Here is a 15875-nt window from a genome sequence, read left to right as displayed (position 1 = left end):
AATTAAGGGGTGGGGGCTTAAAAGAAGTTGAATGTAAATTTCAGACATAAAAAAACCGTCCAATGGACGGTTTCTTTACAAGATAATGGCGGAGGGGGAGGGATTCGAACCCTCGATAGGGCTACAAACCCTATACTCCCTTAGCAGGGGAGCGCCTTCAGCCACTCGGCCACCTCTCCGGCGCAAAACTTTAAAAATGGCGGAGAGATAGGGATTTGAACCCTAGATACGCTATTAACGTATGCCGGTTTTCAAGACCGGTGCTTTCAACCACTCAGCCATCTCTCCATGGGCACAGATAATACTTATCGAATTGGGTGCTGTAAATAGTTTTTTAATCGTTTGCTGAAAAAATAGTCAAAAAAGCGAAGTTATTGAATTGTTTGCCTGAAATTTATACTTTTTGATAGGGTGTGTTTAAAATGTAGACGGGAAAAACAGTTGATGGCCGCACTGAACTGGCCATCAAGCGTACATGAGTACAGATTTACTTATGCATAACCACGGCACTAAGATTCAGTGATCGCCCGATTTTACTTAACCAAGCCATCCACTGAATTTGTGGTTTTTGTGCAATAGTGTGGATTGGTTCATGGGTGGTTTGCGTGTTGCTGCACGCAGCAGCTGAATTAAGCATATCGTACTCCAAATAATTGACTGTCGGTTAATTTGCTTGGTTATTTTGCATTCAAGGCGATTAAAATTAAAACGATAAAAATTACCTGTGACACATTAGAAAAACTAATGATTATTTTTTTTGCTGTGCTTTTTATATAATCTAATGAATATTTATTCAATGGTTTATTGTCGCCTTTACTGTATCTTGTGATTTATATTTGTTCTGTTGAATAGTTATTCAGATAAAAATATTTGGGGGTTTTAAGTTGTTGGTGGTGTACAACCCGCAGAGCGGAAAAAAAATGTTGGCACATAAGGCGTGGTTAGAAAAAAACGCGATTGAGCGCCAGATCAAATTACAATGGTATGCAACATGTGGCTGTTTTGAGCGTGATTTAGCGCAGCTAATGTGTTTAATAAAACAGCAGCACCAAGTGACGGTCTTGGGTGGTGATGGCACGTTAAACCTAGCCATCAACGCTATGTTATGTGTAAAAGAAAGTGTTTTGGTTGATGCAAAAAAGAGTGTGGCTTTATTACCTTGCGGAACGGGTAATGATTTCGCGCGACAATTTGGCTATTCAATGGAGCAGTGGCGCGCTGCCGTTTTTGCTGATACCACTTGTCGTGTAGATGTAGGTCAAGTAGACCGGCGGTATTTTATCAACATGGCGGGTGTTGGCTTTAGCGCTGAAGTGGTGTCCGCGATGGCCGGGAAAAAGCGTTTTGGCGCGCTTAGCTATACATTTACAGGAATAGCCAAGTTATTTTTTTACAAGGGGGTCACTGTTTCAGTCGACGGTGTTGAGCAGCGCGTTTTGATGAGCCTATTTGCCAATGGTCGTCATTTTGCCGCGGGATTAACACCGGCGCCATCGGCTGAGGTGAGCGATGGACAGCTGCAGATGGTTACTATTCCGAATGTTGCTTGGCACAAACGTTTGCTGAGTTTTGCGCTGATGTTATTTGGTTTGCATACCAAATTATCGTGGGTAAAGGTGCACAGTGGAAGTAGTTTCAAAATAACTTCTTCAAACATATGTGTTGAAGCCGATGGGGATTTAATCGCAACAACGCCAGCGTTGGTAAAGTGCAATGCGGCGTCACTGCGATTAAAGGTGCCTAGTTTGAATGGGCCTGTTTAGTTTGCAACACAGAGCTGTACTTGTTGAGTAGTTTCTTGGGGGCAAGCACGAGTAAATTGCCTGCGCAAATAAGACCAAAGCCAATAAAAGTATTGACCTGCCAAGTAAAGCCTTCAAAAAGCGTGCTGAGTACTACTGCCACAATCGGAAATAATACGATGATATAGCTGGCGCGCTCTGGACCAATATTTTTTAGTAGAGAAAAGTAACATGCAAACGCAATCACAGTGCCAAAAACAGAAAGGTAAAGCAGAGAGAGCCAGTAACTGGTGTCGGCCTGTGCCACAAATGACAGTGGGCTGAAAGCAATATATGCGCCAAGCAGCACACTGCTGTACAGCATGCCCCAAGCGTTGCCCTCTAATACGCCAATGGCACGATTTGAGTTGCGGATACTGACCATATTTCCCAATGATGCGACAAAGGTTCCTGCCAGTGCCAATGCTAGGCCAACCAAGGTATTCGAAGATAAATCGGCAGTCCCTAATTCATCCCAAAACAAACTGACGATCCCAGCTACACCCAAAGCCGCGCCAATATAGCTTTTAAAGGCAATTGGTTTGGCAAAAAATAGGCGAGTATTGATCATGTTTAAGATCAGCATAAAGGAGAAGGCGATAGATGCCATCGCTGAGGATAAACTGCCTTGTGCCCAGTAAAGAAGTAGGTAATTGAGCCCAAAGTTACCTATGGCCAAAAGTATGAAAAAACCGTGATCAACGAGCTTAAACCGCATGGGAAGCTGTCGCCAAACAACAAAGCCCCACATACAAAGTGCGGAAATAGCAAAGCGATAAAAGAGTGATACAACTTCGTTGACTTGACCTAGCTGGAATTCAATGGCCAGCCAAGTTGAGCCCCAAATAAGAACGGTAATGATATATAACAGCCAATCTCTCATTGTTGGTCCTGGTGTAATTGGATTATTGCGACAAGGAGCAGTTTACTCGGATAATCTGTGTATAATAGATACAGAAAAAGTCATTTTTAACCTATACAGATTGATGGTGGAGTAATCGCGTGCAAAGCAGTCAATTCCTTTATCAACAAGTCATTGAAGTGATCAATGACATGATCTCTCAGCAAGTGCTCAAGCCAGGAGATAAACTTCCTTCGTTGCGAAAGCTCGCGCAGCAACTGTCAGTCAGTATCCCGACAGTTAAACAAGCCTATTATCATCTTGAAGGGCAAGGGAGAATCTATTCGAAGGAAAAGTCCGGCTACTTTTTATTTAACGGTGAGCAAAATACCTTGCCAAGGCGCTGCAAGTTGCCCATTAACCCGACTCAGGTCAACAAGCAGTCTTTAATTGAGCAGGTATATGAAGGGATACACGCGCCACACGAGGCGAAATTTGGCATTGCTAACCCGGTGACAGCGATGGGAGATGAAGCTATATTGGCAAAAATGATGCGCAGCGCCTTAAAACAAGCAGGTGAGCAACTGCTGCAGTATGGCGCTATGGATGGGCTTTTGAAGTTAAAGCAACAGATAGTGCAACGTTATTTGCACATGGGATTATCTGTAGTCGCTGATGATATTGTTATCACTAATGGTGCCCAAGAAGCACTGGCGATTGCGTTGCAGTGCGTGACGCAACCCGGAGACGTCGTTGCAATTGAGTCTCCTGGCTATTTTGGCATCATAGAACTAATTGAAAACCTTGGACTACAAGCAATTGAAATTCCAGTGTGTCCTGATGATGGATTATGGCTGGAAGATTTAGCACATGCGCTGACCAAGCACGACGTAAAAGCATGCGTGTGCTCAACGAGCATTAATAATCCGATTGGTAGCTTTATGCCGGACAGCCGCCGTCAAAGCTTGTTACAAATGTTGGTTGAAAATAACGTCACGCTCATCGAGGATGATGTATATGGCGATTTGTATTTTACCAAGCACCGTGGCAAGCCTGCTCAGTATTACGCTCAACCGGGGCAAGTGATCACCTGTGACTCATTTTCTAAAACAGCGGCCCCGAGTTATCGAGTTGGGTGGATGTTGGCACCAGGACATGCCGCCAGAGCACGTCGATATAAACGGGCGCTGAGCTGCTCTTCATCGCTGATCAATCAATGGGTATTGGCCGAGTATTTAGCTTCGGGCGCTTATGATCGCCATCTCAAAAAGTTGCGACTGCGGTTACAGGAAAACAAACAAAAAATGCTGGCCTGTATTCGCAGTGCTTTTCCAATTGAGACACGGATCAGCGATCCGCGTGGCGGATGTGTTGTCTGGTTGGAGCTGGGTGCGAGTATAGATGGTGGTACATTGTTCAATATGGCAATGGCCCAAGGGATCAGTTTAACGCCCGGACAGTTGTTTAGTGCGTCTGAGCGGTTTCAAAATTGTATACGACTGAGTTATGGACTGCCTTGGCAGGACAAACATGAAGCGAGCTTAAAGCGATTGGGAGAGCTGGTACAAGTACTGAGCGAAAAGAAGAGGGGGCCTTAAACAGCGCCCACTCATTGGTTGGAGTGCTATCTTACTTATTGGGATTTGGTGTGCATCAATGCGTACCCAGACAGCGTCGGCATTGACTGTGCTAGATGAGCTTCTTGCTGGGCTATCTGTGCAAACTGATCACATAGTGAGTCTGCACTTGCTTCAAGTTGTTCTGCTTGCGCATTTATTCGGTGTTCAAAATTAGCACCTAATTGTTCCATGCGTTGCTCAAAGACACTGATGTCACCGTCCGCGTTTTTCATTTCTGAGCCCAGTGAAATGAGCAGTGTACCGATTGACTCAAACATGGCACTTTTCACTGCGCTTTCAACACGGGATTCAAATTGATGCTCGAATTGTTCGCCAAATTCAGCCATGGTTTGCTCACCCATGACAAAAGTACCCTCTTGGTAAAAGGTATTTTGTACTTCCACATTTAGTTCATCGAGGATCTCTGATAGGTCATCAAAGCTGTTTAAATTGAATGTTGTGGCAACTTCATTTAAAGCAACCTCGGCCAGATCGACCGCTTGTGTCGCGACTTCGGCGACTTTTGGTAATTCAGCCCGCAATGTTTCTGCATAAAAAGAGAGCGCTTGGCGTTGCTGCGGTGTCACTGTGATTATTTGCCCATTAACAGACAAGGTACCGTCTGCAGCGATCATCATATTTTGGTTATTGGCTTGTGTTATTGAGATCTCTTCGGGAGTGATTTTGACATCATTTTTGAACTCTAACTGGCAGTTATCACTAGAGATTGAAAAGTTGTGATCGCTATGCGCATAGACAGAGGAAGACGATAAAATTGCAAGTGTAATTAAAGTGGTTTTCATGGCTTGGCTCTTATTTTTTGTTGATGACACTTTGTGTGCTCCAAGTATGATGCCAATTTTTAAAGCCTTTATTTTTCAAGTGTATATGGTTTTTGTCGAGATGGGAGGTTAAGTGAGAAATAACCTTTAAACTAAAATTTGGCCATTTTACTCATAAATTGGTTTAATTTGTTTTATTAATCGTCACGATAAAAATCATTCACTGTCCAAGAGGCTTATTTCGAGCTAAATACTTTATAAGTCGTAATGTGTCTGTGGGGAGGTCTTTTCGCCCTTTCCAGTTATGCACACAGTAGTAAACAGCTACATCCGTGTATTGAAAGTTAATCTCTAAAGGTTAAATAGGAGCTTATCATGGGTAAAACATATTCCTATGATCCATTGGATGACGAATATCAAGAAGAATTTGGCGTACTGAGTGAAAAGGATGTTAATAAGCAGCGGCAAAAGGTCAGAAAAAAGCTAGATGAGTACTTAGAGCAAAAGCGATTGCGGCGACATTTAGGAGATGATGAATTTGATTTTTTTGATGAGTAGTTTCACAGCATGAAAGAGAGCGACGGTCATGCTCTCTTTATATGTGCTGTATTTTGGCGATTAATCTTTAAATGATTTGTGACAATCTTTACAGCCTTGCGCCCACTTGCCAAATGCTTTGGCAATCACCTTTTTGTCTCCAGATTCTGACGCTGTAGCGAGCGCTTGCGCATACTTTGCGAAGTCTGCCGCTTTTTTATCAAATGTTGCTCTGTCGCTCCATATTTCTGGTAAAGCGCTGGTATCGCCCTTATCGGTGCCCGCGATAAACGCTTCCCATGGCATATTAGAAAGTTGGGCTGCATTGTGAGCACGTTGTTTGAAACGTTCTGCATCAAATGGCACTTTACCTTTAAGCATGTCACCCATATCACCAATCTGATAGCGAATTAATTGAAACGCTGCTTTGCGATACTCAATGGCATCCTCTTTTTCTTTAAATAGTGTGTTGGCTTGACTTTGCATACTGAAACCCGCCAGCAAGGTTACTAGTGTTAATAACTTTTTCATAAGTTGCCCCTTAAATAAATAATTCTATCCCTTTTTAAGGGTTTCAATAGGATTTAGCAAGATTCTGAGTTCAACGGTGGAGCAAGCGGTACAAAGTGAAAACAAACTGTTTACTTTATGGGTCCAAATTAGTGGCTCATTTACAGTAAATTTAATTTAGATCTGTTTACTTTTCTTCACATTGTTGATTTTTCTTTTAAAACAACATGTTACGGTGTTGAATAAAATTAAAGTTCAAAAAATGTAACTTAATTGTATTTCCATTATTGCAATTAACCATGTAGTCACATTATATTGATGAATGATTCTACTCTCTAAATATAAATAAACACCAAATTAAACAACAAGTCCTAGGGGAAACTATGGCCAAGTATTCATTTAAAGCGACAGCGGTAGCTATGGCTGTCTCAGGTGCTCTTTCAGCAGCATCAGTAAGTGCTGCGACATTAGAGACCAACACTCGTTCAATTAACACAGAAGTAGCAAAAGTAGAGCTATCTGCAAAGCAAGAAAACAGAGCTGAAGCTTTCTTAGTCGTGTTAAAGCAAGAAACTGCTGCAAACCTAATGGAGCGTGGTAATTACTCAGTAAGTGATGCACGCCAAACGGTTGCATCTGTAGAGACGTTACAAACAACAGTTAAACGTGATTTAGCAAGCCTAAATGCAGACATCAAAGTTGTTGGTTCTACTAAACTATTAGCATCTACACTGATTGTTGAAGCGTCAGATGAAGCACTTGAAAAGATTAAAAAGAATAACAATGTAGCGCGCATCTTACCTCTATATGACTATGAGCTACATGTTGCTGATGCAAACAATTACATCCAAGCTGCACCTATTAACACTGCAGGTTTCACTGGTACTGGCCAAAAAGTGGCTGTACTAGATACAGGTATTGACTACACGCACAAAGTATTTGGCGGCGCGGGTACACAAGAAGCGTATGACGCAGCACAGGCAGATCCTGCAGCGGTAACATGGCCACAAGGTCAAGTTGTTGGCGGTTACGACTTTATGCGTAACGATGCTGACCCGATTGAAAACGATCCAGCTAACCCAACTGAAGATGACGCACCAACATCTCATGGTACGTCTGTATCTCACTCTGTAACGGGTATTGCTCCTGATGTTGAACTTTACGTTTACTCAGTGTGTGGTGGCGGTTGTCCATTTGCAGCTCAGCTCGGTGCACTAGAAGCGGCAATGGACCCTAATGGTGACGGTGATATCAGCGACCGCGTTGATGTAATCAATATGTCACTAGGTGGTGAGTTCGGTTCTACAGATCGTGAAGACGGTACGCAATTCCTAATCCATCAAGCAGTTAAAATGGGTACTAACGTTGTTATCTCAGCGGGTAACGATGGTAACCACCCATTCCGTATCGGCGGTCCAAGCACGACTCCAAATGCTCTATCTGTAGGTGCAATGGGTCACCCTGTACTACCTGACCTATTTGCAGTTGGTACTTTAAATGGCGAACGTATCGATGTAGGTACTGCGAGCTTTGGTCCACAAGACCCGTTCTCATTCACTAACACAGATACAGAACTTGTTTACCCTGAAGCAAATCAAAATGGTTGTAACATCCCTGATCCAGATAACGAAGGTGAAGTGTTAAATCCATTTGAAGGCATGGACTTCACAGGTAAAGCGGTACTGATTGACCGTGGTGCATGTGCATTTGTTGACAAAGCATTGAATGCCCAAGCTAAAGGTGCAAAATACGTTATCATTGCTAACAATGTTGAAGGTGGTGCGCCAGGTCTTGGTGGTTCAAGTGACGCGGTAACTGTACCAACTATTTCTGTATCTCTAGATACAGGTACTGCAATTAAAGCGGTATTGGCAGCTGGTAACCAACCAACGTTTAACTTTGGTATTGAATCACACGTTGCAATTGACAGTGTGGCTGATTTCTCTTCTCGTGGTCCTTCAATGGATGGCCTACTTAAGCCAGAAATTACAGCGCCAGGTGTTAACATCCAGGTTGCTGCAACAGGTACACTTGACCAGCTAGCTGGTGCGACAGGTACTTCTTTCTCTGGCCCAATCACTGCAGGTGCTGTTGCACTAGTACGTGAAGCGCGTCCTGAGCTAAGTGCTGCACAAGTGAAAGCGGTACTAATGAATACTGCAAACCTTAATGTATTCATGGAGCCAAAATCACTAAATGCGGAAACAGAACTAGCGCCAATCAGCTTAATCGGTGCCGGTCTTGTTGATGTTAAGAAGGCAGTTGATTCACAAACTGTTGCATGGGTACACCATGATGACTATGACACAATTCAAGCTGCACTTTCATTTGGTTTTGACGTCTTAGAAGAAACAACAACTTATACTAAGACTGTATATGTTAAGAACTTCCACACTGAAGCGAAAACATATAACTTACGTACTGAAGATCGCTACACAAGTGATACAGATCTAGGTGCAACAAGCTGGAAATTCCCTGCGTCAGTTACAGTTGCTGCTGGTGAAACTGCTTCTTTCCAAGTTGAGTTAACAATTGACCCAAGTAAACTGCCTGCATGGAGCCTACCTAACCCACAAGGTGCAAATGACCTAACTGCACGTGCGGCGGCGTTGACTCTTTCTGAGCTAGACGGTGCACTAATTTTTGATGACCAATCTCTAGATGGCGATCATGACATCCACATGGTTTACCATGTATTACCACGTGCAAATGAAGGTGTTGAAGTATCTGTACTTGAAGAAGGCGACAAGCGCATTCAAGTAACAAACAACGGTTTCACAACCTTTAACGTTGTAACAGATCAGTTGGTTGCAGTAGGTGAAGAAGCATCTGCAGAAGACAAGCAATTCAATATCCTAAGCACGTCATTCAACGTATACGGTAGCGATTCATGTGCTTCTGGCGCATTGTTCACGGCTTCAATGGCACTACGTGATGAGCTAACAATGCACCGTCAAGCGGGTTACCGTATGACATTAGATGTTAACTACGATGGTGTACCTGATTTCTTCTTACAAAACTACAACGATGTAGGTCGTAGTGCAGCCGTTATCGGTCGTGCTCGTACATTGAGTGGTCCAATTGTAGACGGTGAAGATCAGTGGAGATTCTTGTCAGCTATGTTCCACGAAGGTGGTACTAACACAATTACATTCTCTGGTTGTACTAGCCTAATCGGTTTAGACACGTCTAACCTTGGCGACAAGATCATGATCGAAGCGCAAGCGGGTATTGGTAACTATCAATCAGGTATCTTCGAAGTAACTGACTCTTTAACAGGTCACACTACATTCGAAACTGCGCCAGCATCTCTAGTTGATGCAGATGGTAACCGTGTTGAGTCTCTAGCACCGGGTGCATCAGCGTTTGTTGATAGCTACAAGCCATTCACACTAGCGTCAGATGACCAAATCTTAGCGAATATTACAGCAGATATGCTACCAGCAGTTGTGGTACCTATGATTGCTGATGCAGACTTAGAAGTTTCTGAAGATGCAGAAGTAGGCCATGTAATTGGTCAGCTAGAAGTCGTTGAACAAGACGGTGCTGCTAAGGTTTCTGAGTTTGAGCTTGTTGCTCGTTCACACTCAGGTATCACAGTAAACAGAGACGGTTCAGTTGTTGTTGCTGAAGGTGAGCCTCTTGACTACGATGCAGGCGTAATGTCAGTTGAACTAACTGTTGTTGCACACGATGAAAAAGGCTTCAAGTCAGAGCCAACAAATATCATTGTTGACGTGTTAAACGCGGTTGACGAAGATTCAGAGAAAGCACCATATGTTGCTGAAGGCCAAGAGTTTGACGTTGAAGAAAACGCAGACCTAGGTACTGAAGTTGGTATGCTTGAGTTCATGGACCAAGACGACAATGTTTCTTCATTCAAAGTTGAAGGTTCTGATGCAATTGCAATTGACGCAGAAGGTAACATCACTGTTGCTGGCGAAATTGACTTTGACATGGGTGAGTCTTTCGAAGTAACTGTAACTGCGGTTGATGCAGATGGCCTTGAGTCTGAAGCGGTAACTGTCGTATTCAACGTTGAAGAAGACGAGTACGAAGGTAAGCCAATGATCGAAGAAGGTCAGAGCTTCAACATCGAAGAAAATAGCCCAATTGGTACTGTAATTGGTCAGCTAACGTTCTCTGATTTCGACAACGATGTTGTTGAGTTCATGGTAGCGGGTACTACGTTAATCACGATTAACGAACAAGGTCAGCTAATCGTTGCTGGTAACCTAGACTTCGAATTTGACCGTCAGTTCAGCTTCGACGTAACAGCGAAAGATGCGGCAGGTAAATACTCTGACGACGTTCGCGTTGAAGTTCGCTTAATTGATGTAAGCGAAGACAATGGTGACGACGATGACGATTCAGGTTCACTAGCTTGGTTGACACTACTAGCTGCACCATTTGCTGCACTACGTCGCCGTAAGCAAAAGTAATATGATTGATATCAGCTAGGTCTGATAACTAATCAAACATAATAAACACCGGCTTTGAGCCGGTGTTTTTTTATTTCTAGTCAGGATAACTTTTTGAAACTCTCGGGCAGTAGCCTAGATCTATGAAATGGTGGATCTGCAACACCTGCACTATATGAGAGGGAGAGTTATAGCTGAGTTTGTATGGAGGGAGCGGAACTTATATAGACTTATATAAACCCGCCAGAAAATAGGGAAAGGACTGAATTGAGCGCTTACCCTATATCTTTAAAAATCATACCGCGCCGCATACTACGTGTTGCCAGCATGACCTCAGCGAGCAATGCTAAAAAAGCCCCAATTAAAAGCAGCATGGCAGCAATGAAGCAGCTTGAAACCGTGATTCCAAGTGACCACGTATAGAGGTGTGAAATAAACAGTAGGACGACCACTGCACACACCATGAGTGCACTAAGGACGCTCATGCTAAAAGCGATGTGAATGCAGCGAGAGCGCTTTAGCAAAGCGCGCATTTCTTGGGTGAGCGTAAAATGTAGGGTGTCATCTTGATTGGCATTGAGCTTTCTATCAAGTAAACGTGCTCGGTCTGTAATACGCGCTAATCGATTAGATAAAACCCCCAAAAATGCGGCGATCCCTGTTAATAGAAAGACTGGGGCTACAGCGGTTTGGATCACTTTGGCCATAGTTAAGATACTGACTACGTCTGAGTTTAGTTCCACTTTACCTGCTCAATTATATTTTCTGTTTCACCAATTAAAGTGTTAACGACTCGGTTGTTTTCATCAAGTAGGATCAGTCTAGGCACCCCTTTATTGGCATATTGGCTGTAAACATTGCGCTGTTCATCTGTGATGAGGGGAAAAGAGACATTATAGTCAACAGCAAATTGTGCAAGTGATTCAGAGGTTTCTTCTCGGCCAATTGCGACAATCGTGAGATTGTGATCAGTGACTAAAGGAGAAGCGTTGAGTGCATTAAACATACGTTGTGAGTCTGAACACCAAGTAGCGAAGAAGATGACAAGCTTTTTGCCTGGAGCATTAGCCAAATCGATAGGCTGACCATGGATGTCTTTAAATGTCAGATGTTTAAATATGTCGCCTGGGCTAATATAGGTTTCATAGTCCGGGTTAGGGGCGGTCGATTCAGTGGTGCCACATGCGCTTATGGTTAGACATGCGGCGGCGAGAAAACTGATTGTGAGCTGACTTTTTATCATTGTTGATTTCCTTATGGTAGGCTGGTCCTATTTACGCGTATTTTTAATCACATAGCAAGCTTTGTGATTGCTGTATTTCCAACACATTTTGTCTTTTTATTATGGTTTATCTAAGTCTTTTTTTCAGCGCATTTATTGCTGCGACGCTGTTACCTGCGGCATCGGAGTTACTGCTCACCAGTATGGTTGTTAAGCAATCTGGTCATGTATTTTTGCTTTGGTGTAGCGCAACCATCGGCAACGTGCTCGGAAGTTGTGTGAATTATTACCTTGGCACGCAAGTTGAGCTGCTTAGCCATCGCCGCTGGTTTCCGGTATCGCAGAGCAGCATGGCGAGGGCACAAGCGCATTTTCAACGCTATGGCACATTTAGCCTCTTGTTTGCGTGGTTGCCGATTGTCGGCGATCCACTGACGTTAATAGCTGGGGTATTTAAAATAAGATTTAGCGTATTCTTGTTGTTGGTGAGTATTGGAAAAGGGCTTCGCTATGCCTTGGTGATAGCGTTGGCCATGGAGTTGTTTTGAGCTTGTTGGCAATGCTCCAGCCATCTGGAGCATTCGGGCTTTTTAATCTATGTTACGTGCCTTGCGCCATTCTAGTGTTAAAGATACAGAGTCAGCAAAGCGCAGCGCGTGGGGTTTATCAACTCGCACACGGGCAAAAGAAACATCCGGATGCTGGTGACACTCCGATAATATATCTGCGACTAATTTTTCTAACAGTAAAAAGTGTCCATTCTCAACGAGTTTAATTACCGATTTGGTAATCGTTTTATAATTAAGCGCATGATCAACTTCGTCTAACTGAACACATTCAGTGTCAGCGGGGTAGTGGATCTCAATATTGATAACCACGTCTTGTTTTTTTTCGCGCTCTTCGTCATTGAACCCGATGAAGGTTCGCAGCCTCAGGTTGGTGATATTGATAATCGCATTATGCATCATTGGCATGTCCTTGCAATTTAGTCGTGTTTGACGAGTTGTAAAAACTCATTGCGAGTTTTTGCATCCTCTCTGAAGTTACCTAACATGACTGAGGTGCGCATTTTCGAGTTTTGCTTTTCTACGCCACGCATCATCATGCACATATGTTTTGCTTCGACAATCACACCAACACCTCGTGCACCCGTCACTTCTTCAACAGCTTTGGCAATTTGATGAGTCAATTGCTCCTGAATTTGAAAGCGGCGTGCATACATGTCGACAATTCGAGCAAATTTAGATAAGCCTAACACTTTGCCATTGGGAATGTAAGCAATGTGGCAACGGCCAACAAAAGGGAGCAGATGATGTTCACACATTGAGTACAATTCGATGTCTTGGATCAATACCATATCGTCAGCATCAGATGAGAACACCGCATTATTGGTTATCTCATCTAAAGTTTGTCGATAACCTTGAGTTAAGTACTCCATCGCTTTGGCCGCACGCTTAGGCGTGTCTAACAGCCCTTCTCTGTCTGCGTCTTCACCAACGGCGTTAATGATCTCTGTGTAACTGTTCTTTAATTCTTCATGCATAATAATAACTCACAAAATTTGTGCTTGGGCTTAAATCAATGCATCAAACCCAAACTTACTTTAAATGCCTGCCACCATCAACGGCGAGTGTTCTACCTGTTATATAGTTGCTGTTGAGTAAGAGCTCAATACTTGCAATGACTTCTTTGCAACCGGGCTCTATGCCCATGAGCGACTTTTTAAGGGTTTTGGCTTTATAAGCTTCATCGTCGTGCTCATTAAAAATAATAAGTGATGGCGACACTGAATTGACCTTAATGTCAGGCGCATATTTGGCTGCAAAAGAGCGACTTAAATTGTCTAAGGCAGCTTTGCTGGCAGCGTATGCAATGTGTTTGGGACTGCCTTTTTCCGCGACATAATCCGTAATATGAATTATGTCAGTCACTTCTTGTGATGCTTGTAGTAGCGGGGCCAGCGCCATATTGAGCAAGTAGGGTACTTTGGCGTGTATGCGCATCATATCATCAAACAGGGCATCGTGATTCGGATTGAGTTTTTCACAATCCCAACTCGAAGCATTATGCACTATGGCGCGCAACGCTGGCGTATACTCACTGACTTGATGAACAAGTGTATCGATGGCGTTTGGTTCGTTGAAGTCAACTTGTATACACTTCACGCCTTGTGCAGCTAATTCTTCCACCGAATTGTGGCGCGTTCGATAGGTGACTATGAGTGGTACGTTAGCTGCGATGAAGTGCCGAGCGAGTGCAAGCCCAATACGCTGTGCTCCACCTGTGATTAAAATAGGGGCTTCCATTGGTTTCCTTTAAAATTAGTATCTTGTGGTACATTCAAATTCAAATTTGAGGTTGAATGGGTCAAGTGCCACCAGCTGATACACATAATAGATAATACGGGATAAGTTACCTTTATGATCACTAACTTAGCATGAGTTTTTATTGGCTGTACACAGATGTGTAACTATTTTGTTAAATAGTGGCGGCTGGAATAAAAATAGCGTTGGGTGCTAAGCGCACCCAATAGGATTTATTAGACTAGGGTTTAGTCATATACGGTGGGAATAGGCTGACGCTTGTGCTGAGTGCGTTGATAAATCGCAATCAGTCTTTCTTCAACCTCCTGTGAAACTGGTTTACCCTCTAAAAAGTCATCAATATTATCGTAACTTAAGCCGAGCGCAGCTTCGTCGGCCAAGCCGGGGCGATCACATTCAAGATCAGCCGTTGGCACTTTTTCGACAAGCTGTGCAGGTGCGCCTAACTGTGCAGCCAATGAGCGCACTTGACGTTTAGACAGTCCAAATAGTGGTGCCAGATCACAGGCTCCGTCACCGAACTTGGTGTAAAACCCGGTGATGTTTTCTGCGCTATGGTCTGTACCAACAACTAAGCCTGCACTCAGCCCCGCAATTTCATACTGAGCAACCATACGCTGCCTAGCTTTTACATTACCTTTGACAAAATCAATTTGCGTTTGTGCTGGGAGTGCTAATTCTGCATCTTTCATAGCTTGAATAGCTTGCTCATGCATCGCGTCGGCGGCAGGTTTAATATTGACGGTAAGACGTGTAGTTGGCTTAATGAAATTCATCGCCATTTGTGCCTCGTCTTCATCTGCTTGCACACCATAGGGAAGACGCATAGCGATAAATTGATAAGATTTATCTTGTTGTTCTTGGTTCAATTCATCTACTGCTAGCTGGCAAAGACGACCGCACGTGGAAGAATCTACTCCACCGCTGATCCCAAGGACTAGGCTGGTGCAGTGTGCTGAAAGCAAACGCTGTTTGATAAACTGCACTCGACGAGTGATCTCTTCGGTTACATTAATAGAAGGTTTAACTTTCATTTCGGCAATTATAGCTTCGCGCATTGAATATCCTCAGGCCTCTTCATAATCTTCACAAACAGTTTAATAGATCCGTCAGTCTTGGGGCAACGATGTTTTTTGCCACAGGCAATTTAAAGCCCCAAATGTTGTTTGATTGCTTTTAGCTCAGCCTTTAATTGATTGATTTCTTCTAACAGAGCGTTGAGCTCACCTGGCTCATCAATGGATGCCGTGGGGTTGTCTGCTAGATCTGGCACGTCACCAAATAGGTGCTGATAGCGACTTTCTCGCTTACCTGGTTCTCTTTCTAATTTCACCACCAGTTCTTGTTGCTGCAATTGATTGAGCGCTTCTTCGACTTCGGTTACATTGGCAAATTCGGCAAGACGGCCACTACGAGTACGTAACTCACCTGGCGTTTGTGGGCCGCGTAAAAGTAACAAGCATACAATAGCTCGCTGCTGCTCATTTAATTGCAGGCTACTAAACTCGGTATTACAAAAGCGGTGAGTATATTTAGAAACACGGCCTGACAAAGCTTCATCACACATAACTAAACGCTGAGATTTCAGTTCTGACAGACCATCTAAAACCTCAGCTTCTGTGAGCGCTAGTACGGGCTCTCTATTCGACTTTTGGTTGCAGGCATTGGTCAGTGCATTTACAGAAAGAGGATATTGATCCGGTGTGGTGGTTTCTTTTTCCAGCAAACAACCAATCAAGCGTTGTTCGATTTTAGTGAGCTTCATAGTTTCCCTTTTCAAGTAGTATCGTAAACGAAGTTTAGACACCGCTTGTTGGCTTTGTGGCAAGGAGCCAAAT

General features: G+C 43.5%; 16 protein-coding genes and 2 tRNA genes. 5 read left to right on the top strand and 13 right to left on the bottom strand.

Going from position 1 to position 15875, the window contains the following annotated elements:
• Window positions 1-86: 86 nt before the first annotated feature.
• The 3 genes from J8M00_RS21695 to J8M00_RS21685 form a co-directional block, all read right to left on the bottom strand.
• Window positions 87-179, bottom strand: a tRNA-Ser gene (locus J8M00_RS21695).
• 18 nt (window positions 180-197) lie between these two features.
• Window positions 198-288, bottom strand: a tRNA-Ser gene (locus J8M00_RS21690).
• Window positions 289-487: 199 nt separating this feature from the next.
• On the bottom strand, window positions 488-637 hold the full coding sequence (locus J8M00_RS21685) for a hypothetical protein (RefSeq protein ID WP_211012559.1): 150 nt from the start codon (window positions 635-637) through the stop codon (window positions 488-490).
• Window positions 638-890: 253 nt separating this feature from the next.
• On the opposite strand from J8M00_RS21685, the gene J8M00_RS21680 reads away from it, so the two are divergent.
• Window positions 891-1763, top strand: coding sequence for a diacylglycerol/lipid kinase family protein (locus J8M00_RS21680; RefSeq protein ID WP_348772564.1), 873 nt, complete (start codon window positions 891-893; stop codon window positions 1761-1763).
• Here the strand turns inward: J8M00_RS21680 and J8M00_RS21675 are convergent.
• The gene (locus J8M00_RS21675) at window positions 1741-2664 is read right to left on the bottom strand and encodes a DMT family transporter (RefSeq protein ID WP_211012557.1); all 924 of its coding nucleotides are present in this window, start codon (window positions 2662-2664) and stop codon (window positions 1741-1743) included. The genes J8M00_RS21680 and J8M00_RS21675 overlap by 23 nt on opposite strands.
• Window positions 2665-2783: 119 nt before the next feature.
• Here J8M00_RS21675 and J8M00_RS21670 point away from each other — a divergent pair, with 119 nt between their 5' ends.
• A complete protein-coding gene (locus J8M00_RS21670) occupies window positions 2784-4220 on the top strand; it encodes a PLP-dependent aminotransferase family protein (RefSeq protein ID WP_432652288.1) in 1437 nt (478 codons plus the stop codon).
• 35 nt (window positions 4221-4255) lie between these two features.
• On the opposite strand, the gene J8M00_RS21665 is transcribed toward J8M00_RS21670, so the two are convergent.
• A complete protein-coding gene (locus J8M00_RS21665) occupies window positions 4256-5044 on the bottom strand; it encodes a DUF2884 family protein (protein ID WP_211012556.1) in 789 nt (262 codons plus the stop codon).
• A 354-nt stretch (window positions 5045-5398) separates the two neighbouring features.
• On the opposite strand from J8M00_RS21665, the gene J8M00_RS21660 reads away from it, so the two are divergent.
• Window positions 5399-5581 (top strand): PA3496 family putative envelope integrity protein, encoded by a 183-nt coding sequence (locus J8M00_RS21660; RefSeq protein WP_211012555.1) that lies wholly within the window; start codon window positions 5399-5401, stop codon window positions 5579-5581.
• 60 nt (window positions 5582-5641) lie between these two features.
• Here J8M00_RS21660 and J8M00_RS21655 read toward each other — a convergent pair whose 3' ends face one another.
• On the bottom strand, window positions 5642-6091 hold the full coding sequence (locus J8M00_RS21655) for a c-type cytochrome (RefSeq protein WP_211012554.1): 450 nt from the start codon (window positions 6089-6091) through the stop codon (window positions 5642-5644).
• A 362-nt stretch (window positions 6092-6453) separates the two neighbouring features.
• Between J8M00_RS21655 and J8M00_RS21650 the strand changes: the two genes are divergently transcribed.
• On the top strand, window positions 6454-10512 hold the full coding sequence (locus J8M00_RS21650) for a S8 family serine peptidase (protein ID WP_211012553.1): 4059 nt from the start codon (window positions 6454-6456) through the stop codon (window positions 10510-10512).
• A gap of 254 nt (window positions 10513-10766) precedes the next feature.
• Here the strand turns inward: J8M00_RS21650 and J8M00_RS21645 are convergent, their stop codons facing one another.
• Window positions 10767-11198, bottom strand: coding sequence for a DUF2721 domain-containing protein (locus tag J8M00_RS21645; protein ID WP_211012640.1), 432 nt, complete (start codon window positions 11196-11198; stop codon window positions 10767-10769).
• 26 nt (window positions 11199-11224) lie between these two features.
• Window positions 11225-11734: a TlpA family protein disulfide reductase gene (locus tag J8M00_RS21640; protein WP_211012552.1), complete on the bottom strand. Its 510-nt coding sequence runs from the start codon at window positions 11732-11734 to the stop codon at window positions 11225-11227.
• A 101-nt stretch (window positions 11735-11835) separates the two neighbouring features.
• Here J8M00_RS21640 and J8M00_RS21635 point away from each other — a divergent pair, with 101 nt between their 5' ends.
• Complete coding sequence (locus tag J8M00_RS21635) at window positions 11836-12261, top strand: YqaA family protein (RefSeq protein ID WP_211012551.1); 426 nt, start codon at window positions 11836-11838, stop codon at window positions 12259-12261.
• Window positions 12262-12303: 42 nt separating this feature from the next.
• Here the strand turns inward: J8M00_RS21635 and folX are convergent, their stop codons facing one another.
• From folX to J8M00_RS21610, 5 genes are all read right to left on the bottom strand, one after another.
• Window positions 12304-12678, bottom strand: coding sequence for a dihydroneopterin triphosphate 2'-epimerase (gene folX / locus J8M00_RS21630; RefSeq protein ID WP_211012639.1), 375 nt, complete (start codon window positions 12676-12678; stop codon window positions 12304-12306).
• A gap of 20 nt (window positions 12679-12698) precedes the next feature.
• Window positions 12699-13256: a GTP cyclohydrolase I FolE gene (gene folE, locus J8M00_RS21625; protein WP_023399034.1), complete on the bottom strand. Its 558-nt coding sequence runs from the start codon at window positions 13254-13256 to the stop codon at window positions 12699-12701.
• 55 nt (window positions 13257-13311) lie between these two features.
• On the bottom strand, window positions 13312-14019 hold the full coding sequence (folM, locus tag J8M00_RS21620) for a dihydromonapterin reductase (protein WP_211012550.1): 708 nt from the start codon (window positions 14017-14019) through the stop codon (window positions 13312-13314).
• A 245-nt stretch (window positions 14020-14264) separates the two neighbouring features.
• Complete coding sequence (gene nadE, locus J8M00_RS21615) at window positions 14265-15095, bottom strand: ammonia-dependent NAD(+) synthetase (RefSeq protein ID WP_211012549.1); 831 nt, start codon at window positions 15093-15095, stop codon at window positions 14265-14267.
• Window positions 15096-15184: 89 nt separating this feature from the next.
• Window positions 15185-15802, bottom strand: a complete 618-nt coding sequence (locus J8M00_RS21610; protein ID WP_211012548.1) for a YceH family protein — start codon at window positions 15800-15802, stop codon at window positions 15185-15187.
• Window positions 15803-15875 lie beyond the last annotated feature (73 nt).

This window comes from Pseudoalteromonas luteoviolacea (assembly GCF_018100925.1).
GTDB lineage: Bacteria > Pseudomonadota > Gammaproteobacteria > Enterobacterales > Alteromonadaceae > Pseudoalteromonas > Pseudoalteromonas obscura.
This window is presented reverse-complemented; position numbering and strand designations above follow the sequence as displayed.

What these genes read in the sequence shown, in the direction of transcription:
- J8M00_RS21685 (WP_211012559.1), bottom strand. Translation starts at nt 637, where the DNA reads ATGCTTAATTCAGCTGCTGCGTGCAGCAACACGCAAACCACCCATGAA.
- J8M00_RS21675 (WP_211012557.1), bottom strand. Translation starts at nt 2,664, where the DNA reads ATGAGAGATTGGCTGTTATATATCATTACCGTTCTTATTTGGGGCTCA.
- J8M00_RS21665 (WP_211012556.1), bottom strand. Translation starts at nt 5,044, where the DNA reads ATGAAAACCACTTTAATTACACTTGCAATTTTATCGTCTTCCTCTGTC.
- J8M00_RS21660 (WP_211012555.1), top strand. Translation starts at nt 5,399, where the DNA reads ATGGGTAAAACATATTCCTATGATCCATTGGATGACGAATATCAAGAA.
- J8M00_RS21655 (WP_211012554.1), bottom strand. Translation starts at nt 6,091, where the DNA reads ATGAAAAAGTTATTAACACTAGTAACCTTGCTGGCGGGTTTCAGTATG.
- J8M00_RS21650 (WP_211012553.1), top strand. Translation starts at nt 6,454, where the DNA reads ATGGCCAAGTATTCATTTAAAGCGACAGCGGTAGCTATGGCTGTCTCA.
- J8M00_RS21645 (WP_211012640.1), bottom strand. Translation starts at nt 11,198, where the DNA reads ATGGCCAAAGTGATCCAAACCGCTGTAGCCCCAGTCTTTCTATTAACA.
- J8M00_RS21640 (WP_211012552.1), bottom strand. Translation starts at nt 11,734, where the DNA reads ATGATAAAAAGTCAGCTCACAATCAGTTTTCTCGCCGCCGCATGTCTA.
- J8M00_RS21635 (WP_211012551.1), top strand. Translation starts at nt 11,836, where the DNA reads ATGGTTTATCTAAGTCTTTTTTTCAGCGCATTTATTGCTGCGACGCTG.
- folX (WP_211012639.1), bottom strand. Translation starts at nt 12,678, where the DNA reads ATGCATAATGCGATTATCAATATCACCAACCTGAGGCTGCGAACCTTC.
- folE (WP_023399034.1), bottom strand. Translation starts at nt 13,256, where the DNA reads ATGCATGAAGAATTAAAGAACAGTTACACAGAGATCATTAACGCCGTT.
- folM (WP_211012550.1), bottom strand. Translation starts at nt 14,019, where the DNA reads ATGGAAGCCCCTATTTTAATCACAGGTGGAGCACAGCGTATTGGGCTT.
- nadE (WP_211012549.1), bottom strand. Translation starts at nt 15,095, where the DNA reads ATGCGCGAAGCTATAATTGCCGAAATGAAAGTTAAACCTTCTATTAAT.
- J8M00_RS21610 (WP_211012548.1), bottom strand. Translation starts at nt 15,802, where the DNA reads ATGAAGCTCACTAAAATCGAACAACGCTTGATTGGTTGTTTGCTGGAA.